The organism is Paucibacter sediminis (genome assembly GCF_030254645.1).
Classification (GTDB): domain Bacteria; phylum Pseudomonadota; class Gammaproteobacteria; order Burkholderiales; family Burkholderiaceae_C; genus Paucibacter_B; species Paucibacter_B sediminis.
In genome coordinates, this window is sequence record NZ_CP116346.1 from 4,138,052 (window position 1) to 4,155,105 (window position 17,054).

At 68.3% G+C, this 17,054-nt stretch carries 21 protein-coding genes; 9 read left to right on the plus strand and 12 right to left on the minus strand.

Going from position 1 to position 17,054, the window contains the following annotated elements:
- Positions 1–143: 143 nt before the first annotated feature.
- From PFX98_RS19090 to pcp, 3 genes are read left to right on the plus strand one after another with little or no spacing between them, the layout of a single operon-like run.
- Positions 144–677 carry a winged helix DNA-binding protein gene (locus PFX98_RS19090; protein WP_285232071.1) on the plus strand — a complete coding sequence of 178 codons (534 nt, stop codon included), beginning with the start codon at positions 144–146 and terminating at the stop codon, positions 675–677.
- Positions 674–4,333: a hydantoinase B/oxoprolinase family protein gene (locus PFX98_RS19095; protein WP_285232072.1), complete on the plus strand. Its 3,660-nt coding sequence runs from the start codon at positions 674–676 to the stop codon at positions 4,331–4,333. Before PFX98_RS19090 ends, PFX98_RS19095 begins: the two co-directional genes overlap by 4 nt.
- Positions 4,330–4,977 (plus strand): pyroglutamyl-peptidase I, encoded by a 648-nt coding sequence (pcp, locus tag PFX98_RS19100; RefSeq protein ID WP_285232073.1) that lies wholly within the window; start codon positions 4,330–4,332, stop codon positions 4,975–4,977. Before PFX98_RS19095 ends, pcp begins: the two co-directional genes overlap by 4 nt.
- A 9-nt stretch (positions 4,978–4,986) precedes the next feature.
- On the opposite strand, the gene PFX98_RS19105 is transcribed toward pcp, so the two are convergent.
- Together PFX98_RS19105 and PFX98_RS19110 are read right to left on the minus strand one after the other, a co-directional pair.
- The gene (locus tag PFX98_RS19105) at positions 4,987–5,184 is read right to left on the minus strand and encodes an anti-sigma factor family protein (protein ID WP_285232074.1); all 198 of its coding nucleotides are present in this window, start codon (positions 5,182–5,184) and stop codon (positions 4,987–4,989) included.
- Complete coding sequence (locus PFX98_RS19110; protein ID WP_285232075.1) at positions 5,184–5,750, minus strand: sigma-70 family RNA polymerase sigma factor; 567 nt, start codon at positions 5,748–5,750, stop codon at positions 5,184–5,186. Before PFX98_RS19110 ends, PFX98_RS19105 begins: the two co-directional genes overlap by 1 nt.
- A gap of 129 nt (positions 5,751–5,879) precedes the next feature.
- Between PFX98_RS19110 and PFX98_RS19115 the strand changes: the two genes are divergently transcribed.
- The 4 genes from PFX98_RS19115 to PFX98_RS19130 are packed head-to-tail and all read left to right on the plus strand — an operon-like array spanning position 5,880 to position 8,232.
- Positions 5,880–6,161: a BufA1 family periplasmic bufferin-type metallophore gene (locus PFX98_RS19115; RefSeq protein ID WP_285232076.1), complete on the plus strand. Its 282-nt coding sequence runs from the start codon at positions 5,880–5,882 to the stop codon at positions 6,159–6,161.
- 21 nt (positions 6,162–6,182) lie between these two features.
- A complete protein-coding gene (locus PFX98_RS19120; RefSeq protein WP_285232077.1) occupies positions 6,183–7,034 on the plus strand; it encodes an MbnB/TglH/ChrH family RiPP precursor modification enzyme in 852 nt (283 codons plus the stop codon).
- The gene (locus tag PFX98_RS19125) at positions 7,034–7,744 is read left to right on the plus strand and encodes an HvfC/BufC family peptide modification chaperone (RefSeq protein ID WP_285232078.1); all 711 of its coding nucleotides are present in this window, start codon (positions 7,034–7,036) and stop codon (positions 7,742–7,744) included. The genes PFX98_RS19120 and PFX98_RS19125 overlap by 1 nt, the downstream gene beginning before the upstream one ends.
- Positions 7,741–8,232, plus strand: a complete 492-nt coding sequence (locus tag PFX98_RS19130; RefSeq protein ID WP_285232079.1) for a DoxX family protein — start codon at positions 7,741–7,743, stop codon at positions 8,230–8,232. The genes PFX98_RS19125 and PFX98_RS19130 overlap by 4 nt, the downstream gene beginning before the upstream one ends.
- Before the next feature lie 3 nt (positions 8,233–8,235).
- Here the strand turns inward: PFX98_RS19130 and tolA are convergent, their stop codons facing one another.
- Genes tolA through PFX98_RS19155 form a run of 5 tightly spaced genes read right to left on the minus strand, consistent with a single transcriptional unit; the run spans position 8,236 to position 11,931 of the window.
- On the minus strand, positions 8,236–9,117 hold the full coding sequence (gene tolA / locus PFX98_RS19135) for a cell envelope integrity protein TolA (RefSeq protein WP_285232080.1): 882 nt from the start codon (positions 9,115–9,117) through the stop codon (positions 8,236–8,238).
- A gap of 21 nt (positions 9,118–9,138) precedes the next feature.
- Positions 9,139–9,585, minus strand: a complete 447-nt coding sequence (tolR, locus tag PFX98_RS19140; protein ID WP_285232081.1) for a protein TolR — start codon at positions 9,583–9,585, stop codon at positions 9,139–9,141.
- Positions 9,586–9,603: 18 nt separating this feature from the next.
- The gene (gene tolQ, locus PFX98_RS19145) at positions 9,604–10,308 is read right to left on the minus strand and encodes a protein TolQ (RefSeq protein ID WP_285232082.1); all 705 of its coding nucleotides are present in this window, start codon (positions 10,306–10,308) and stop codon (positions 9,604–9,606) included.
- A gap of 16 nt (positions 10,309–10,324) precedes the next feature.
- Positions 10,325–10,744, minus strand: coding sequence for a tol-pal system-associated acyl-CoA thioesterase (gene ybgC, locus PFX98_RS19150; RefSeq protein ID WP_285232083.1), 420 nt, complete (start codon positions 10,742–10,744; stop codon positions 10,325–10,327).
- Positions 10,741–11,931: a pyridoxal phosphate-dependent aminotransferase gene (locus PFX98_RS19155; RefSeq protein WP_285232084.1), complete on the minus strand. Its 1,191-nt coding sequence runs from the start codon at positions 11,929–11,931 to the stop codon at positions 10,741–10,743. Before PFX98_RS19155 ends, ybgC begins: the two co-directional genes overlap by 4 nt.
- 12 nt (positions 11,932–11,943) lie before the next feature.
- On the opposite strand from PFX98_RS19155, the gene PFX98_RS19160 reads away from it, so the two are divergent.
- The gene (locus PFX98_RS19160) at positions 11,944–12,441 is read left to right on the plus strand and encodes a recombinase family protein (RefSeq protein WP_285232085.1); all 498 of its coding nucleotides are present in this window, start codon (positions 11,944–11,946) and stop codon (positions 12,439–12,441) included.
- Between the two features lie 19 nt (positions 12,442–12,460).
- Positions 12,461–12,961: a hypothetical protein gene (locus tag PFX98_RS19165; RefSeq protein WP_285232086.1), complete on the plus strand. Its 501-nt coding sequence runs from the start codon at positions 12,461–12,463 to the stop codon at positions 12,959–12,961.
- A 123-nt stretch (positions 12,962–13,084) separates the two neighbouring features.
- On the opposite strand, the gene PFX98_RS19170 is transcribed toward PFX98_RS19165, so the two are convergent.
- The 5 genes from PFX98_RS19170 to ribD form a co-directional block, all read right to left on the minus strand.
- Positions 13,085–13,501, minus strand: coding sequence for a hypothetical protein (locus PFX98_RS19170; protein ID WP_285232087.1), 417 nt, complete (start codon positions 13,499–13,501; stop codon positions 13,085–13,087).
- A 267-nt stretch (positions 13,502–13,768) separates the two neighbouring features.
- Positions 13,769–14,263 carry a transcription antitermination factor NusB gene (gene nusB, locus PFX98_RS19175; protein WP_285232088.1) on the minus strand — a complete coding sequence of 165 codons (495 nt, stop codon included), beginning with the start codon at positions 14,261–14,263 and terminating at the stop codon, positions 13,769–13,771.
- The gene (gene ribH / locus PFX98_RS19180; RefSeq protein ID WP_285232089.1) at positions 14,260–14,724 is read right to left on the minus strand and encodes a 6,7-dimethyl-8-ribityllumazine synthase; all 465 of its coding nucleotides are present in this window, start codon (positions 14,722–14,724) and stop codon (positions 14,260–14,262) included. The genes nusB and ribH overlap by 4 nt, the downstream gene beginning before the upstream one ends.
- 13 nt (positions 14,725–14,737) lie before the next feature.
- Positions 14,738–15,835: a bifunctional 3,4-dihydroxy-2-butanone-4-phosphate synthase/GTP cyclohydrolase II gene (ribBA, locus tag PFX98_RS19185; RefSeq protein ID WP_285232090.1), complete on the minus strand. Its 1,098-nt coding sequence runs from the start codon at positions 15,833–15,835 to the stop codon at positions 14,738–14,740.
- 59 nt (positions 15,836–15,894) lie between these two features.
- On the minus strand, positions 15,895–17,031 hold the full coding sequence (gene ribD / locus PFX98_RS19190; protein WP_285232091.1) for a bifunctional diaminohydroxyphosphoribosylaminopyrimidine deaminase/5-amino-6-(5-phosphoribosylamino)uracil reductase RibD: 1,137 nt from the start codon (positions 17,029–17,031) through the stop codon (positions 15,895–15,897).
- Between the last annotated feature and the right edge of the window lie 23 nt (positions 17,032–17,054).

The window sequence follows — 17,054 nt, forward strand, 5'->3', positions numbered from 1 at the left end:
GCGGCCCTTTCATCGGCGGATTTGGCGCGCAGCGCCCACTCATTTCGGCGGTCACCCGGTAACAACCCGCATGGGTCGGTGGGCAGGTTTTGGCATGATGTTCACAAATTATCGATAAATTGCAATCCTTGCCCGCCCCCCTCATGCCCGCCTCCAAACTCAAAGCCGCGGGCCGCCAGAGCGCCGGCGGCATCGTCTCCTCCTCGCATCTGGTGTCGCCGCGCAGCCTCGAGCTGAGCGAATTCGAGTTCGGCCTCATCGTGGCCTGGAACGCCTTCTCGCGCTGGGCCATGCGCTGCATGGCGGCGGCCGGCCGCGGCGATCTGGCCATCACCGATGTGCTGGTGCTGCACCATGTGAACCACCGGGCGCGCAACAAGAAGCTGGCCGACATCTGCTTCGTGCTCAATTACGAGGACACCCATGTGGTGGCCTATGCGCTGAAGAAGCTGCTGGCGGCCGGCCTGGTGGCCGCCGAGAAGCAGGGCAAGGAGGTGTTCTACACCCCCACCGCCGAGGGCGAGGCCCTGGTGGAGCGCTACCGCGAGGTGCGCGAGACCTGCCTGATGGACAACTTCGAGCAGGAGCTGAACCACGACATCGGCGCCAACGCGCGCCTGCTGCGCAGCATGTCGGGCATGTATGACCAGGCGGCGCGTGCCGCCAGCTCGCTGTGAGCGCGCCGGTGCCGCTGGCCGGGCGCTGGCAGTTCTGGGTCGACCGCGGCGGCACCTTCACCGACCTGGTGGGGCGCGCGCCGGATGGCCGGCTGCACACCCTCAAGCTGCTGTCGGAAAACCCCGAGCAGTACCGTGACGCCGCGGTGGAGGGCATACGCCGCCTGCTCGGCCTGCGGGCGCACGAGACCATCTCGCCCGCCCAGGTGGAATGCGTGAAGATGGGCACCACGGTGGCCACCAATGCGCTGCTGGAGCGCAAGGGCGAGCCCACCGTGCTGGTCATCACCCAGGGCTTTCGCGATGCGCTGCGCATCGCCTACCAGGCGCGGCCGCGCCTCTTTGATCGGCATATCCAGCTGCCCGAGCTGCTCTACGAGCGGGTCATCGAGGCGCGCGAGCGCGTCGGCGCCCATGGCGAGCTGGAACAGGCGCTCGACCTGGCGGACCTGCGCCTGCAGCTGCAGGCCGCCCGCCAGGCCGGGCTGCGCGCCTGCGCCATCGTCTTCATGCACGGCTATCGCTACCACGCCCATGAGCTGGCCGCGGCGGCGCTGGCGCGCGAGCTCGGCTTCGAGCAGGTCTCGGTCTCGCACCAGGTCAGCCCGTTGATGCGGCTGGTTGGGCGCGGCGACACCACCGTGGTGGACGCCTATCTCTCGCCCATCCTGCGCCGCTATGTGGAGCAGGTGGCGGCGCAGATGCCGGGTGTGCCGCTGCTGTTCATGCAGAGCAGCGGCGGCCTCACCGAGGCGGGGCAGTTCCAGGGCAAGGACGCGATCCTCTCCGGCCCCGCCGGCGGCATTGTCGGCATGGTGCGCACCGCCCTGCAGGCCGGCCATGCCAGGGTGATCGGCTTCGACATGGGCGGCACCTCCACCGATGTCTCGCATTACGCGGGCGAGTTCGAACGCGCGTTTGAAACGCAAGTGGCGGGCGTGCGCATGCGCGCGCCGATGATGAGCATCCACACGGTGGCCGCCGGCGGGGGCTCGGTGATCCGTTTCGACGGCGCGCGCCTGCGCGTCGGCCCGGAGAGCGCCGGCGCCCATCCCGGCCCGGCCAGCTACCGCCGCGGCGGCCCGCTGGCGGTGACCGATGCCAATGTGCTGCTGGGCAAGATCCAGCCCGCGCATTTCCCCCATGTGTTCGGACCCCGGGCCGACGCGGCGCTGGACCTGGCCGCGGCGCGGCGCGGCTTCGAGGCCCTGGCGGCGCAGATCGGCGCCGCCACCGGCCGCGGCAGCAGCGCCGAGGAGGTGGCGGCCGGCGCGCTGCAGATCGCGGTGGCCTCGATGGCCAATGCCATCAAGCGCATCTCGGTGGCCAGGGGCTATGACGTCACCGGCTACACCCTGCAGTGTTTTGGCGGCGCCGGCGGCCAGCATGCCTGCCTGGTGGCCGACGCGCTGGGCATGTCGCGCGTGTTCGTGCACCCGCTGGCGGGCGTGCTGAGCGCCTATGGCATGGGCCTGGCCGATCAGGTGGCGATGCGCGAGGCGGCGGTGGAGCTGCCGCTGGACGCCGCCGGCCTGCGGCAGGCGCAGGCCCAGCTGGCGGAGCTGGCCGAGGCGGCGCGCGCCGAGCTGCTGGCCCAGGGCCTGCGGGCCGAGCGCCTGCAGACGCGCGCCCATCTGTTGCTGCGCTACCAAGGTACGGACACCGCCCTGCAAGTGCCCGCCGCGCAAGACCTGGCCCTGCTGCAGCAGGCCTTCGAGGCCGCCTACCGCCAGCGCTTTGCCTTCCTGATGCCGGGGCGCGCCCTGGTGATCGAGGCGGCCGTGGTGGAAGCCCTGGCGCCCGGGGAAGTGGCCGATGGTGGGGCCGCGCAAGGCACCGATGAGCAAGGGGGCGAGCCGCACGCGGCCGCGCCGCTGGAGCAGCTGCGCATGTACTGCGGCGGCGACGGCCAGCCGGCGGGCTGGCGCGCGGCCGGCCTCTACCAGCGTGAGCAGCTGCGTCCCGGCGCGCTGGTGCAGGGGCCCGCGGTGATCGCCGAGCGCAATGCCACCACGGTGGTCGAGCCCGGCTGGCAGGCTCGCATGAGCGCGGGCGGCTGCCTGGAGCTGCAGCGCGTGCTGCCGCGCCCGCTGGCCCAGGCGCTGGGCACGCGCGCCGATCCGGTGATGCTGGAGGTCTTCAACAACCTCTTCATGAACATCGCCGAGCAGATGGGGCTGCGCCTGCAGAACACCGCGCATTCGGTCAACATCAAGGAGCGCCTGGACTTCTCCTGCGCGCTGTTCGACGGCCAGGGCCAGCTGATCGCCAACGCGCCGCATATGCCGGTGCACCTGGGCTCGATGAGCGAATCGATCAAGACCGTGATTGCGCGCAACCCGGACATGCGGCCGGGCGATGTCTATGCGCTGAACGATCCTTACCATGGCGGCACGCACCTTCCGGATGTCACCGTCGTCACCCCGGTCTACCTGGATGGTGGCGCGGCACCGGTCTTCTACGTCGCCTCGCGCGGCCACCATGCCGATATCGGCGGCATCAGCCCGGGCTCGATGCCGCCGCTGTCCACGCGCATCGAGGAGGAGGGCGTGCTGCTGGACAACCTGCTGCTGCTGCGCGAGGGCCGGCTGCGCGAGGCCGAATTGCGTGCCCTGCTGCTGGCGGGGCCCTGGCCCGCGCGCAACCCGGAGCAGACCCTGGCCGACCTGCGCGCCCAGGTGGCCGCCAACGAGAAGGGCGTGCAGGAGCTGCGCGCCATGGTGGCCCAGTACGGCCTGGAGACCGTGAACGCCTATATGGGCCATGTGCAGGACAACGCCGAGGAGGCGGTGCGCCGCGTCATCACCGCGCTGAAGGACGGCAGCTACTGCATGGAGCTGGACAACGGCGCCCGCATCCAGGTGGCGCTGCGCGTGGACCGGGCGCAGCGCAGCGCGCAGATCGACTTTGGCGGCAGCAGCGCCCAGCTGCCCAACAACTTCAATGCGCCCAAGTCGGTCACCATGGCGGCGGTGCTGTATGCCTTCCGCAGCCTGGTGGACGACGAGATCCCGCTCAACGCCGGCTGCCTCAAGCCGCTGGAGGTGATCGTGCCCGAGGGCAGCATGCTCAATCCGCGCCATCCGGCCGCCGTGGTGGCGGGCAATGTCGAGACCTCCAGCTGCGTCACCAATGCGATCTATGGCGCGCTGGGCGTGATGGCGGCGGCGCAATGCACCATGAACAACTTCACCTTCGGCAACGCGCGCTACCAGTACTACGAGACCATCTCGGGCGGCTCGGGCGCGGGGCCGGGTTTTGCCGGGACCAGCGTGGTGCAGACGCACATGACCAATTCGCGCCTCACCGACCCCGAGGTGCTGGAGTTCCGCTATCCGGTGCGGCTGGAGAGCTATGCGATCCGCGCCGGCTCGGGCGGCGCCGGGCGCTGGCGCGGTGGCGATGGCGGGGTGCGGCGCCTGCGCTTCCTGGAGGCCATGAGCGCCGGCATCCTCAGCAATGGCCGCAAGCAGGGCGCCTTCGGCATGGCCGGTGGCCTGCCCGGCGCGGTGGGGGTGAACCGCGTCGAGCGCGGCGATGGCAGCATCGAGTGGCTGGACCATATCGCCACGGTGGAGATGGCGCCGGGCGATGTGTTCGTGATCGAGACACCCGGCGGCGGCGGCTATGGATCAGCGGAGGACCAGACGATATGAAGAGCGGCACCATCTTGCTGACGGGCTTCGAGCCCTTCGGCGGCGAGCACATCAACCCCTCCTGGGAGGTGGCGCGGGCGCTGGACGGTGAGCAGGTGGCCGGCGCCCGCGTGCTGGCCTGGCAGCTGCCCTGCGTGTTCGGCGCGGCGCTGCAGAGCCTGGCCAAGGCGCTGGCCCAACATCAGCCCCAGCTAGTGCTGGCGCTGGGCCAGGCCGCCGGGCGCAGCGAACTCTCGGTGGAGCGCGTGGCCATCAATGTGGATGACGCCCGCATCGCCGACAACCAGGGCAGCCAGCCGATCGACGAGGCGGTGATCGCGGATGCGCCGGCGGCCTACTTCTCGACCCTGCCGATCAAGTCCATGGTGGCGGCGCTGCGCGTGGCGGGCTATCCGGCGGGCATCTCGCAGAGCGCCGGCACCTTCGTCTGCAACCATGTGTTCTACGGCATGCAGCACCAGCTCGCCGGCAGCGCCGTGCGCAGCGGCTTCATGCACATCCCCCTGCTGCCCCAGCAGGCGGCGCTGCACCCGGGCCAGCCCAGCATGGCGCTCGAGACCATGATCACCGGCGTGCGCTTGGCGCTGGGCGTGGCCTGGCGCGTCAGGAACGATGTGCGCCAGGGCGGTGGCACGATCGCCTGAGGGCGCGCGCTACTCGTTCTCGCTGTAGCTGCGCCAGCGCTCGGTAGCCCGGCGCATCAGCGCCAGCTGGTCGACGATGCGCGGGCAGGCGTCGCAGGCCATCATGTGCAGCCGCAAGGCCAGGCGCTCGCGCCAGGGCAGTTGCAGCTCCTGCGCTTGCATGACCAGCAGGCTGACTTCCTTGCAGGTGCGCTTCAACAACGACATCAGGACTCCTTGGCGAGCTGCGCGCCCGAAAACCAGTTCAGCTGCAGGCATTCCCGCAAGCGCAGGCGGGCTCGGTGCAGCATCACCCAGAGATTGGTCGGGCTGATCGCGAGTTCCTTACAGATCTCGTCGGTCTCCAGCTCCAGCCATTCGCGCATCATGAAGAGCCGGCCCTGTTGCCCCGGCAGCAGCTCCACACAGGCCTCCAGCACGCGCATGAAGTCCACTTGCCGCAGCGCATGCTCGGGGTCGCCCCAGTCCTGCGGCTGATCGCGCCAGTGGCCGGTGCTGTCGAACAACTCGTCCTCGATCGGCTCGTCGTCCTCGCGCGTGGTGGACAGCTCCCGGCTGTTGCGGCGGATCTGGTCGATCAGCTTGTGCTTGAGGATGCCGATCAGCCAGGTCTTGAGCTGCGACTGGCCGGCAAAGGTCTGCGGCCGCTCGATCGCGGCCAGCAGGGTGTCCGACACCGCGTCCTCGGCCCAGGCGGCATTGCGCAATTGCAGGCGCGCGTATTTCAGCAGCTGCGGTCGCAGGCGTTCGAGTTCGGCGGAGAAATCAGCCATCGGCGATCCGGAAGAATGATTTTGTGGGCCCGAGTGTAAGGACTGGACGCTCGCTTGCGACACAAGGCTGGCGACGCGATGATGCGTCACTCCAGCAACCCTCTCTTTATTCAACACGGAGACTTTTCCATGTCCACCAACAAGCTGATCTCTTCCGCCCTGCTCGCCGCCCTGACGCTCGGCGCCGTCGGCCAGGCCGTGGCTGCCGACGACAAGGCCGCCAAGGAAAAATGCTTCGGCATCGTCAAGGCCGGGCAGAACGACTGCGCCAACCTGAGCGGCAGCCACTCTTGCGCCGGGCAGGCCAAGACCGATGGCTCGCCGGACGAGTGGAAGTACGTGGCCAAGGGCAGCTGCAAGAAGGAAATGGGCCTGACGGCCGAGGAAGCCAAGGCCAAGCTGAAGAAGTAAGCCGGCCAACCAGCAGCCACCATGAAGCATCTGGGCATAGGCTGGCGACAGCCGCATTACGCGCAACTGCTGGAAGAGCGGCCGGCGCTGGGGTTCATCGAGGTGCACTCGGAGAACTTCTTCGCCGCCGGCGGCGCCAGCCGCCAGTTGCTGCGCGATGCGCGCGCCAGCTATGCGCTGAGCCTGCATGGCGTGGGCCTGGCGCTGGGTTCGGCCTGCGGGCTGGATGCCTGGCATCTGGAGCGCCTGGCCGAGCTGGTGGCGGACGTGCAGCCCCTGCGGGTGTCCGACCACGCCAGCTTTGCCCGCGTGCAGCTGAGTGGCGAGGTGTCGCATGGCAACGACCTGCTGCCGATTGCCTTCAACGATGACAGCCTGGCGCTGATGCTGCGCCATGTGGACCAGGTGCAGCAGCGCCTGGGCCGGCAGCTGCTGGTGGAGAACCTCAGCGCCTACCTGGGCTGGCAGGGCGACACCCTGGCCGAACCCGAGTTCTTCAACGAGCTGACGCGGCGCAGCGGCTGCGGCCTGCTGCTGGACGTCAACAACCTGGTGGTGAATGCGCTCAACGAGGGCGACTCGGAGGCGCAAGCGGCCGCGCGTGCCTCGGCCTGGGTGGATGCGATCAGCCCCGGCACGGTGGGCGAGATCCACCTGGCCGGCTATGCGCGCACACCGGACCTGGTGATCGACGACCATGGCAGCCGCGTGCATGCACCCGTCTGGCAGGTCTATCGCCATGCGCTGCAGCGCCTCGGGCCGCTGCCCAGCCTGATCGAGTGGGACACCGATGTGCCCGCGCTGGCCGTGCTGCTGGACGAGGCCGCCATGGCCCAGGCCTGCATGGCCGAGCTGACACCGGTGGAGGCCTGATGAGCGCGGCCGAGATCGAGCGCCAGCGCCAGCTGGTCCAGGCCGTGTTTGGCGGCACTGCCGAGGGGCCCTGGCGCGCACCGGCCGGCGTGCAGGGCGGGGCGGCACGCGGTCTGCTGGCCTACCGCCTGAATGCGGCGGCGCTCGCCGAGCGCGCCCTGGCCACGGTGTTCGCCCAGTTGCGCGAGGCCATGGGCGCGAGCGAGTTTGCTGCCATGGCCTGGGCCTTCTGGCGCTGGCGGCCGCCGCGGCTTGGCGACATGGGCGAATGGGGCGCCGATCTGCATGAATTCCTGGCCGGCCAGCCCGAGATGGAGCCCGCCTGGCTGGATCTGAGCCGGCTGGAATGGGCACTGCACGCGGCCGAGCGTGCGGCCGACGCCAGCCTGGATGCCGACAGCCTGCTGCGGCTCGGCGAACCCTCGCCCGGCCTGTTGCGGCTGCGCATGCGGCCGGGCCTGCGGCTGCTGCCGGCCGACAGCCAGGGTCAGGTCTTGCTGGTGTGGCGCCAGGGCTGGCGCGCCCGGGCCGAGCCGCTGCCCGCGGCCCAGGCCCTGTTGATGGCGCAGCTGCTGGCCGGCGTCGATCTGCAATCCGCGCTGGATGCCTGCCTGGCGGCGCATCCGGACTTCGACTTCACGGCCTGGCTGCATGAGGCCTTGCTGCAGCAACAGCTGTGGCGCGTGGAACCCATAGGTGAACCGACATGAAACTCAATGCCTTGATGAAGAACGCGGCCTGGCTGAGCCTGACCGACGCCGGCGTGGACGACGCCGCCCGCCTGCCCGCCTGGTTGCGGGCCCTGCTGAAACAGGCCCAGGCGCTGGTGCTGCTGGGCGCCAGGCTGTATGTGGCCCAGGTGTTTTGGCTCTCGGGCCTGACCAAGATCCGCGACTGGGGCACCACGCTGGCGCTGTTCCAGGACGAATACCATGTGCCCCTGCTGCCGCCCGAGCTGGCCGCCTACCTGGGCACCGGCGGTGAGCTGTGCCTGCCGGTGCTGCTGGTGCTGGGCCTGGGCGGCCGCTTCGCGGCCCTGGGCCTGAGCGTGATGAATGTGATGGCGGTGCTGAGCCTGGAGGAGATCGCACCGGCCGCCCTGGCCGGCCACCAGCTCTGGGGCGCGCTGCTGATCGGGCTGGCGCTGTGGGGGCCGGGGCGCTGGTCGCTGGACGCCTGGATGGCGCGGCGGCGCTGAGCCTTATTCCCTGGGCTGAAAGGTGATGACCAGCAGCGAGGGCACGCGGCCATCCACATCGCGCGGCAGGGTTTCGGTCTTGTCGATCGCGCGCAGCACCGCCTTGTCCCATTCGGCATCGCCGCTGGGCTTGATGATCTTCTTGCCGATGATGGTGCCGTCGGGGGCCACGCGCACTTCGACCTCGGTGACCGGGTTGCCGCTGGGCGTGTCCGCGTAAATGATGTTGGGCCGGATGCGCGCCTTGATGCGGCCGCCGTAGCTGGCCGAGGGCCCCGAGCTCTGCAGCACGCTGCCGGTGGCACCCGGCCCGCCCGAGGCACCGGCCATGCCCTGGATGCGGCGCAGATTCTCCTGGCGCAGCGCTTCGCGCTTGGCCTCGGCCTGCTTGGACTCCTTCGCTTCCTTGGCGGCGGCGGCCTCGGCCTGGCGTTGCTTCAAGGCCAGTTCTTCCTTCTTGGCCTGCTCTTTCTTGGCTAGCTCCTTGGCCTTGCGCTCGGCTTCCAGCTCGGCCAGGCGCTTCTGCTCGAGGTCCTTCTTCTTTTTCTCGGCCTTGGCGATGGCGATCTCGGCATCGCGCTGCGCCTGCAGCTCGCGCGGGTCGGGCTCGGCGGGTTTGGGCTCTGGCTTAGGCTGAGGCTTGGGCGCTGGCGGCTCCTCGGGCGGCAACTGCTCGCGCGGGGCGGCGGCCTGGGGCACGGCGGCCCAGAGCTCGGCCTCGTAGGTGGGCAGGGTCTGGGTACGCCAGTGCACGCCGGCGCTCAGGGCCAGCACCAGCAGCAGGTGGGCCGCCACCGCAAAGGCAAAGCCGCGGCCCAGGCCCGGTGCCTGCGGCGGACGCAGCGGGTCGCGGTCGAGGTGAAAGCGTGAGGCCAGGGCGCTCATGGCGGCTGCGTGGTCGCGGGTTCAGTTCTTGCTGGCGTCGGCGGGCGGGCCGTTGCGCACCGCCAGGCCCACGCGCGCGATGCCCGCGCTCTGCAGCACGTCCATGGCCTTCACCACCGCCTCGTACTTGACGCTGCGGTCGGCCGAGATCACCACCGGGGTGTTGCTGTCGCTGCCCTGGGCGGTCTTGACGCGCTCGGCCAGTTGCTTGAGCTGCACCGACTGCGGCTCTTCCTTGTCGAGCTTGAGCTTGAGCTTTTCATCGGCGCCCACGATCACGTGGATCACATGCTCGGGCTGCTGGCGGCTCTTGCCCACCGAGGGCAGGTCCACCAGGCCGGTGGTGATGAGGGGCGCGCTCACCATGAAGATGATGAGCAGCACCAGCATCACGTCGATGAAGGGCACCATATTGATTTCATTGATGGTGCGGCGGCGTCCGCGGCCGCGCGAGGCGATGGCTGCCATGCTCTGTGCTCCGGCGCCTCAGCGCGTGTTGCCTTGCTGGCCGGCGGGGGCCGGCTGGCTGGCGTTGCGCTGCAGGATGTTGGAGAACTCCTCGATGAAGGTCTCCAGCGTGATGGCGCTGCGGTCGATCTGGCGCGCAAAGCGGTTGTAGGCCAGCACCGCGGGAATGGCGGCGAACAGGCCGATCGCGGTGGCCACCAGGGCCTCGGCAATGCCGGGCGCCACGGTGGCGAGCGTGACCTGCTGCAGGTTCGACAGGCCCACGAAGGCGTGCATGATGCCCCAGATGGTGCCGAACAGGCCCACATAGGGCGAGACCGAACCCACCGAGGCGAGGAAGGAGAGGTTGCTCTCCATCGCGTCGAGCTCGCGCTGGAAACTGGCACGCATGGCGCGGCGGGCGCCGTCGAGCAGGGCGGTGGGCTCGACCACGCGGCGCTCGCGCAGCTTGAGGAACTCGCGCATGCCGGAGGCGAAGATGCGCTCCAGCGGCGCGCCCACGGTCTTGCTGGCGACGCTGCTGTAGAGCTCGTTGAGGTTCTTGCCGGACCAGAACTCGGTCTCGAAGGCCTCGTTGCTGGCCTTCACCCGGCCCAGCGAGATGAGCTTGCTGAAGATCACGCTCCAGCTCGCCAGCGAGACCAGCAAGAGCGCGGCGATCACCAGTTGCACCACCAGGCTGGCGTGGGCAATGAGGCTGAAGATGGACAGGTCTTGGTTCATGTCTCTGGAGAGTGGGTCAGGGCGCAGGCACGGCGATGGCCTGCAGGATGGCAGCGGGAATGCGGGTGGGTTTGAAATCGGCCGCGCCCACGCAGCCGATGCGGATCTCGCTCTCGGCCAGCAGCGTCTGGCCACGCCAGGCCTGCTGGGCCAGGTCCATGCTGACACGGCCGAGCTTGATCGGCTTCACGGTGACGCGCAACTGATCGTCCAGACGTGCCGGGCTGAGGTAGCGCACGTTGGTGGCGCCCACCACGAACAGCGCGCCCAGCTCGGTGCGCAGGCGCTCCTGCTCGAAGCCCAGGGCGCGCAGCCATTCGGTGCGGGCGCGTTCGAAGAACTTCAGGTAGTTGGCATAGAACACCACGCCGCCGGCGTCGGTGTCTTCCCAGTAGACCCGCAGCGCGAACTCGAACGCTTCGCCTGCCTGCGTCATGCGCGTGCCTGCAGATAGGCGCGGATGCGCTGCAAGGCCTCGCGCAGGTCGTCCTGGCTGCTGGCAAACGAGAGCCGCATATAGCGCTCGCCAAAGGCCGGGCCGAAATCGCGCCCGGGCGTCAGCGCCACATGGCATGCGTGCATCAGCTCGAAGCAGAAATCCCAGCTGCTGTCCGAATAGGCCGAGACATCGGCCCAGGCGTAGAAGGCGCCGTCGGGCAGCACCGGCACCGGCAGGCCCATGGCCTCGAGCGCCGGCACCACCAGATCGCGGCGCGCGCGGAACTCGGCACGGCGGCGCTCGTACTCGGCCATCGCGTCGGCCTCGAAGCAGGCCAGCGCCGCATGTTGGGCCACCGCGGAGGCGCAGATGAAGAGGTTCTGGGTCAGCTTCTCGATCGGCGCCACTAGCGCCGGCGGCAGCACCAGCCAGCCCAGGCGCCAGCCGGTCATGCCGAAGTATTTGGAGAAGCTGTTCACCGAGATCACGTCCTCGCCCAGACCCAGCACGCTGTGGCCAAAGCGCTCGTCGTAGGACAGGCCGAGGTAGATCTCGTCGACGATGCTGACGCCGCCGCGCGCGCGCACCACCTCGACGATGGCGCGCAGCTCATCGGGGTCGATGGAGGTGCCGGTGGGGTTGCTGGGCGAGGCCAGCAGCACGCCGCGGCTGTGCTCGTTCCAGGCGCTGGCGATCTGCGCCGCGCTGGGCTGGAAGCGCTGCGCCGGCCCGGCCGGCAACAGCACGGCGCGCGCATCCGTGGCGGCGACGAAATGGCGGTTGCAGGGGTAGCAGGGGTCGGGCATCAGCACCTCGTCGCCCGCCTCGAACAGGGCCAGGCAGGCGAGCTGCAGGGCCGCCGAGGCGCCGGCGGTGATGACGATGCGTTCGGGCGCAATGGCCAGACCGAAATGCTGGGCATACCAGCGCGACACGGCCTCGCGCAGCGCTGGCAGGCCGGTGGCCGGCGTGTATTGCGTGCGGCCTTGCGTGATGCAGGCCTGCGCGGCCGCTTGCACGGCCGGGGCGGCAGCGAAGTCGGGCTCGCCGATGTTCAGGTAGATCATGCGCCGGCCGCCCTGGGCCGGGTCGCAGGCCGGGCTGCGCGCGATCTCCGCGGCGGCCTTGGCGCATTCCATCACGTAGAACGGTTCAATAAAACGCAGGCGATCCGCGAGCTTCATGCGAGCCACCTCGTGAACTTCGATTCAAAAGCCGCGGGCACTGGAGCCGGGAGTCGATTGAATAGGCAGGAACAGCAATCCAGAAGCGTCAGCCCCCCTTCGTTATTGATTCCCATGTCTACGGTCGCAATTTCCTATGCTCGTTTCAGCTCGGCGCCACAGGCGCAGGGTGCAAGTTTATCCCGTCAAGTCGAGCGGGCCCGCGAATACGCTGAGGCGAACAGCCTCGTCCTTGATCCCACGCTCTGCTTCGAGGACCCGGGCGTCTCCGCTTGGGATCAGAGCAACCTTGAAAAGGGGGCGCTCGGCGGCTTCCTTAGGGCTGTGGATGAGGGCAAGGTACCCAAGGGAGCGACGCTCATCGTGGAGAGCTTTGACCGACTCTCGCGTGCAACACCGCTTGATGCGCTGCCGGTCTTCCTGAGGATCATTGGCGCCGGTCTGAACCTCGCAATTCTGACCAACCCGCCGCAGTTGTTCTCGCGAGCTACCCTAAAAGAGAGCGGGTAAGCACGTTGCCGAGGTCGCCATGATCGATCTCGCTACCGCAAAAAAGGTCGTCATTGCGCTCTTCTTCGGGGGGCAACTTGTGCCGCATCCGAAGCAGCGGATTTTCCAATTGCTCGGCTATGACGTCGTGGCGATCGGTCGGCTGAAAGCTGATCCTGAAGTGACTGCGTTGCGGCGTGATGTGAAGGCCATGTGGAATATCTTGCTTAGGGCTGAGCGTGCGATGAACGGGCTCAGCGCCATGCGGGGAGGGGCTGTTGTGCCAACGCCGGAAAGGATCGGCAGTCAGAGGTCCGCGATCTACAACCGACTCGAGCGATTGGTCGTCGACGTAATCGAATCAGCTCTTGAGCGTGATGGGATTTTCTGCGTGTTGATCCATGACGGGTTCATGGTGCCGAGGCGGATTGACCATCAGGCCATGGAGCAGCTCGTACTGGAGAAAACGGGCTTCCGGATTCGTCTGACCGAGACCTTCATGCAAGGTCCCGGCGATGAGGTCGAGCTGCTGGCGGCATAAGCAACGGCGTCGATCTCATCCAGTTGGACGGCATGGAGCGATGAGCCGGCAACCAGAAGGCCTCTGGCAATAGAGAACACGCGCCGCGGAGCATATGTTGTACAAAAGTGCCAGTTTCCTCGATCAGCCTCCTGCCTGCACGAACGGATCCGGCTGTGTATTCATCGTTCCGCGCGCATCCCAAATGACTTGAAACGTAGTCTCTCGATCTATGCCCATCTCGTCCAAGCAACGGATTCGACCTTGCAGGACGGAATCTTTGGGAAGGCGAACAGTTGTCGCAACGTGTTGTTCTTGCCGCAGGAGCTCGACTCGCAAGACGTCGGTCGGTCCCTCCGGCTGATCGAGCGACATCACTACCCTGCGGGCAATCTTGCCGGCGTTCTCAAGCTGAACCTCAATGGATTTTTCGTGCAGGTACTCGGCCTGAACTCGTAGATGCACGAGAAAGCGGGGCAGTTGTGCTGCAAGCGCAAGCTGCTGTTGCTGGCGAGCTTCTGTCGTTGCTTGATCCAATTGCTGCCGGCTGACCTCGACCAATTGACTCTGCTGTTCGACTGAGTTCTTTAGCTCTTCAGCCTGCAAGCGTAGACCGACCGGAAGTACTCGGTCAAATCTTGCTCAACTTCTGGGCAGTCGATGCGAATGTACTCCGGGCTCATGATTCTCGGCTCAATATCTCGCTACATGGAATGCACGAACCCTTGGCCACGAGATACGATTGTTTTGCTGGTCCGTCATTCACGTAGAAGGGCTCGATGTGGTCGAGCCGCCGGGCCAGCTTCATGCCTTGACTCAGAACTTGCTTCAGGAGCGCTTGCGGGCGGCGTCGACCTCGCGCGGGCGCAGGTCGACGGCGGCACGGTCCAGCACGGCGTTCACATACTTGTGGCCGTCGGTGCCGCCGAAGGACTTGGCCAGTTCCACCGCCTCGTTCACCGCCACCTTGTAGGGCACGTCCATGCAATGCTTGAGCTCGTAGGCGCCGATCATCAGCACCGCATGCTCGATGGGCGAGAGTTCGGTGGTCTTGCGGTCCACATGGCGCGAGAGCACCGCGTCGAGGTCGGCGGCTTCGAGGATGCAGCCATGCAGCAGGGCGTCGAAATGCGCCGTGTCGCTCTTGGCAAAGCCGTCCTGTTCGCGCGTGTGAGCATCGACCGAGCCGGCGTCCTCACCGGTGAGCAGCCATTGGTAGAGGCCTTGCAGGGCCAGCTCGCGGGCACGCCGGCGCGCCGATTTGGCGGGCGCACGTTTGGCCGCTGGCTTGGCCGCGGGCTTCTTGTTTTCGTTCTCGCTCACTGCAGTTCTTTCATCAAATTGGCCATCTCCACCGCCACACGGGCGGCATCTCGACCTTTTTCCTCGGTGCGTGCCCAGGCTTGTGCTTCGTTTTCGACCGTCAGCACCGCATTCGCGATCGGGATGCTGCTGTCCAGCGAGACGCGCGTCACGCCGGCGCCGCTTTCATTGGCCACCAACTCGAAGTGATAGGTCTCACCGCGGATGATGCAACCCAGCGCCACCAGCGCGTCGTAATGCTCGCTGTCGGCCATGGCTTGCAGGGCGATGGACACCTCCAGCGCGCCCGGCACGGTGATGTGGCGGATATGGCGCTCGGGCACGCCCAGGGCCAGCAGTTCCTGGGTGCAGGCCGCGGCCAGCGCGCTGGTGATCTTGTCGTTGAAGCGCGCCTGCACCAGGCCGATGCGCAGGTTCTGGCCGTCCAGCGAGGCGGCCTGGCCCTTGTCTGATCCTTGCATGGTGTCTGCTTCCTCAGCTTGCGTTGCCAGCGGCCACAAAGCCGGTGACCTCGAGACCATAGCCCGTCATGCTGGGCATGCGGCGCGGGCTGCCCAGCAGCTTCATCTTGTGCACGCCCAGCTCGCGCAGGATCTGCGCGCCCACGCCATAGGTGCGCAGGTCCATGCTGCTGGCCGCAGGTGCGGCGGCCTCGGGCTGCAGGCGGCCCAGCAGGGCCTCGGTGTCCTCGCCGGCGTTGAGCAGCAGCGCGGCACCGCGGCCTTCGGCCTGGATCTGCGCGAGTGCCTGGGGCAGGGGCCAGGAATGGCTGCAGGGGCCGATGTCCAGCAGGTCCAGGGCCGAGAAGGGCTCGTGCACGCGCACGGTGACTTCCTCGCCGGGCTGCCAGCTGCCCAGCGTGAGGGCCAGATGCAGGGCGCCGGTGCGGTCGCGGAACACCTGGCAGTCGAAGTTGCCCTGCGGCGTGCGCATGCTGCGCGTGGTGACGCGCTGCACCAGCGATTCGTTGCGGCTGCGGTATTCGATCAGGTCGGCGATGGTGCCGATCTTGAGACCATGCTCCTTGGCGAAGATCTCCAGGTCCGGCAGGCGCGCCATGGTGCCGTCGTCCTTCATGATCTCGCAAATCACCGCGGCGGGCGTGAGCCCGGCCATCTGCGACAGATCGCAACCCGCCTCGGTATGGCCGGCGCGCATCAGCACGCCGCCGTCCTGGGCCTGCAGCGGGAAGATATGGCCGGGCTGCACCAGGTCGCGGGCCTCGGCGCCACGCGCCACCGCGGCCTGCACGGTGCGGGCGCGGTCGGCCGCCGAGATGCCGGTGGTGACGCCGGTGGCAGCCTCGATGGAGACTGTGAAGGCGGTGCCATGCTTGGTGCCGTTGCGCGTGGCCATGGGCGGCAGCTGCAGGCGCTCGCAGCGCTCGCGCGTGAGCGTCAGGCAGATCAGGCCGCGGCCGTACTTGGCCATGAAGTTGATGGCCTCGGGCGTGACATGCTCGGCCGCGAGCACGAGGTCGCCCTCGTTTTCGCGGTCTTCTTCGTCAACCAGGATGACCATGCGGCCGGCCGCCAGTTCGGCCACCAGCTCGGGGATAGGGGATATCGGCATGGGCGCCATTGTAGGCGGCCCGGGACGCGGCCGACGGCTGCGGCTTGGTGCCAGCCACCTTAATGCCAGCCACCGATCGGCCGAAGGCGAAGGCGCAGGTCGCTGCCGACGCGGTCGACCGCCTGCCAATCCCAGCTCTGCACGCCGTCCAGGCTTTGCAGGGCGTCCAGCGCGGCGAGATCGCGGCCGGGGCCGATCAGCTTGGGGGCCAGATAGAGCAGCAGCTCGTCGACGAGGCGCTCGCGCAGCAGCGAGGCATTCAGCTTGTGGCCGGCCTCGACGTGCAGCTCGTTGATGCCGCGCTGCCCCAGGTGCAGCAGCAGTGCGGGCAGGTCGACCTTGCCGGCCGGACCGGGCAGGCCGACGATTTCTGCGCCGCTGTCGCGCAAGGCGCGCGCCGCGGGGCCATCCAGATCGACCTGCCCGCAGGCCAGCAGGACCTTGCCGGGCGGCTTCAGGATGCGCGCCTGCGGCGAGGTCTCGAGGCGCGCGTCCACGATCACGCGCAGGGGCTGCAGATAGGTGTCGATGCCGCGCACGTCCAGGCGTGGGTCATCCTCGCGCACCGTGCCGATGCCGGTGAGGACGGCACCGGCGCGATTGCGCCAGCGGTGCCCGTCCAGCCTTGCCTCGGGCCCGGTGATCCATTGGCTGACACCGTTCTCGAGCGCGGTGCGCCCGTCCAGGGAGGCAGCGAGCTTCATGCGCACGAAGGGGCGCTGGCGCAGCATGCGCGAGAAAAAGCCGATATTGAGCTCGCGCGCCGGCCCGGCCAGCAGGCCATGCTCGACGGCGATGCCGGCGCCGGCCAGGCGCGCCAGGCCTTGGCCGGCGACGAGGGGGTTGGGGTCGGTGGCGGCCGCCACCACGCGTGCCAGGCCCGCGGCGATCAGAGCATCGCAGCAGGGCGGAGTGCGGCCATGGTGCGAGCAGGGCTCCAGGGTCACATAGGCGGTGGCGCCGAGCGCGCTGTGGCCGCGCGCCTGCAGGTCGCGCAGCGCCATCACCTCGGCGTGGGCCTGGCCCGCGGCCTGGGTGTGCCCGACCCCAAGCACCAGGCCCTTCGCATCGGTGATGACGCAGCCCACGCGCGGATTCGGCTCGCTCAGGCCGATGGCGAGCTCGGCGAGCGCCAGGGCGTGGGCCATGGCGCTCTCGTCGCAGTCAAGAATGGTGGGCGGTATGAAGCTTGGCATCGGCGCAGTCTAGCGCCGCGCTC

Excerpts from the sequence above, each read along its gene's own strand:
- PFX98_RS19090 (WP_285232071.1), top strand. The coding sequence starts at position 144 with ATGCCCGCCTCCAAACTCAAAGCCGCGGGCCGCCAGAGCGCCGGCGGC.
- pcp (WP_285232073.1), top strand. The coding sequence starts at position 4,330 with ATGAAGAGCGGCACCATCTTGCTGACGGGCTTCGAGCCCTTCGGCGGC.
- PFX98_RS19105 (WP_285232074.1), bottom strand. The coding sequence starts at position 5,184 with ATGTCGTTGTTGAAGCGCACCTGCAAGGAAGTCAGCCTGCTGGTCATG.
- PFX98_RS19110 (WP_285232075.1), bottom strand. The coding sequence starts at position 5,750 with ATGGCTGATTTCTCCGCCGAACTCGAACGCCTGCGACCGCAGCTGCTG.
- PFX98_RS19115 (WP_285232076.1), top strand. The coding sequence starts at position 5,880 with ATGTCCACCAACAAGCTGATCTCTTCCGCCCTGCTCGCCGCCCTGACG.
- PFX98_RS19120 (WP_285232077.1), top strand. The coding sequence starts at position 6,183 with ATGAAGCATCTGGGCATAGGCTGGCGACAGCCGCATTACGCGCAACTG.
- PFX98_RS19125 (WP_285232078.1), top strand. The coding sequence starts at position 7,034 with ATGAGCGCGGCCGAGATCGAGCGCCAGCGCCAGCTGGTCCAGGCCGTG.
- PFX98_RS19130 (WP_285232079.1), top strand. The coding sequence starts at position 7,741 with ATGAAACTCAATGCCTTGATGAAGAACGCGGCCTGGCTGAGCCTGACC.
- tolA (WP_285232080.1), bottom strand. The coding sequence starts at position 9,117 with ATGAGCGCCCTGGCCTCACGCTTTCACCTCGACCGCGACCCGCTGCGT.
- tolR (WP_285232081.1), bottom strand. The coding sequence starts at position 9,585 with ATGGCAGCCATCGCCTCGCGCGGCCGCGGACGCCGCCGCACCATCAAT.
- tolQ (WP_285232082.1), bottom strand. The coding sequence starts at position 10,308 with ATGAACCAAGACCTGTCCATCTTCAGCCTCATTGCCCACGCCAGCCTG.
- ybgC (WP_285232083.1), bottom strand. The coding sequence starts at position 10,744 with ATGACGCAGGCAGGCGAAGCGTTCGAGTTCGCGCTGCGGGTCTACTGG.
- PFX98_RS19155 (WP_285232084.1), bottom strand. The coding sequence starts at position 11,931 with ATGAAGCTCGCGGATCGCCTGCGTTTTATTGAACCGTTCTACGTGATG.
- PFX98_RS19165 (WP_285232086.1), top strand. The coding sequence starts at position 12,461 with ATGATCGATCTCGCTACCGCAAAAAAGGTCGTCATTGCGCTCTTCTTC.
- ribH (WP_285232089.1), bottom strand. The coding sequence starts at position 14,724 with ATGCAAGGATCAGACAAGGGCCAGGCCGCCTCGCTGGACGGCCAGAAC.
- ribBA (WP_285232090.1), bottom strand. The coding sequence starts at position 15,835 with ATGCCGATATCCCCTATCCCCGAGCTGGTGGCCGAACTGGCGGCCGGC.
- ribD (WP_285232091.1), bottom strand. The coding sequence starts at position 17,031 with ATGCCAAGCTTCATACCGCCCACCATTCTTGACTGCGACGAGAGCGCC.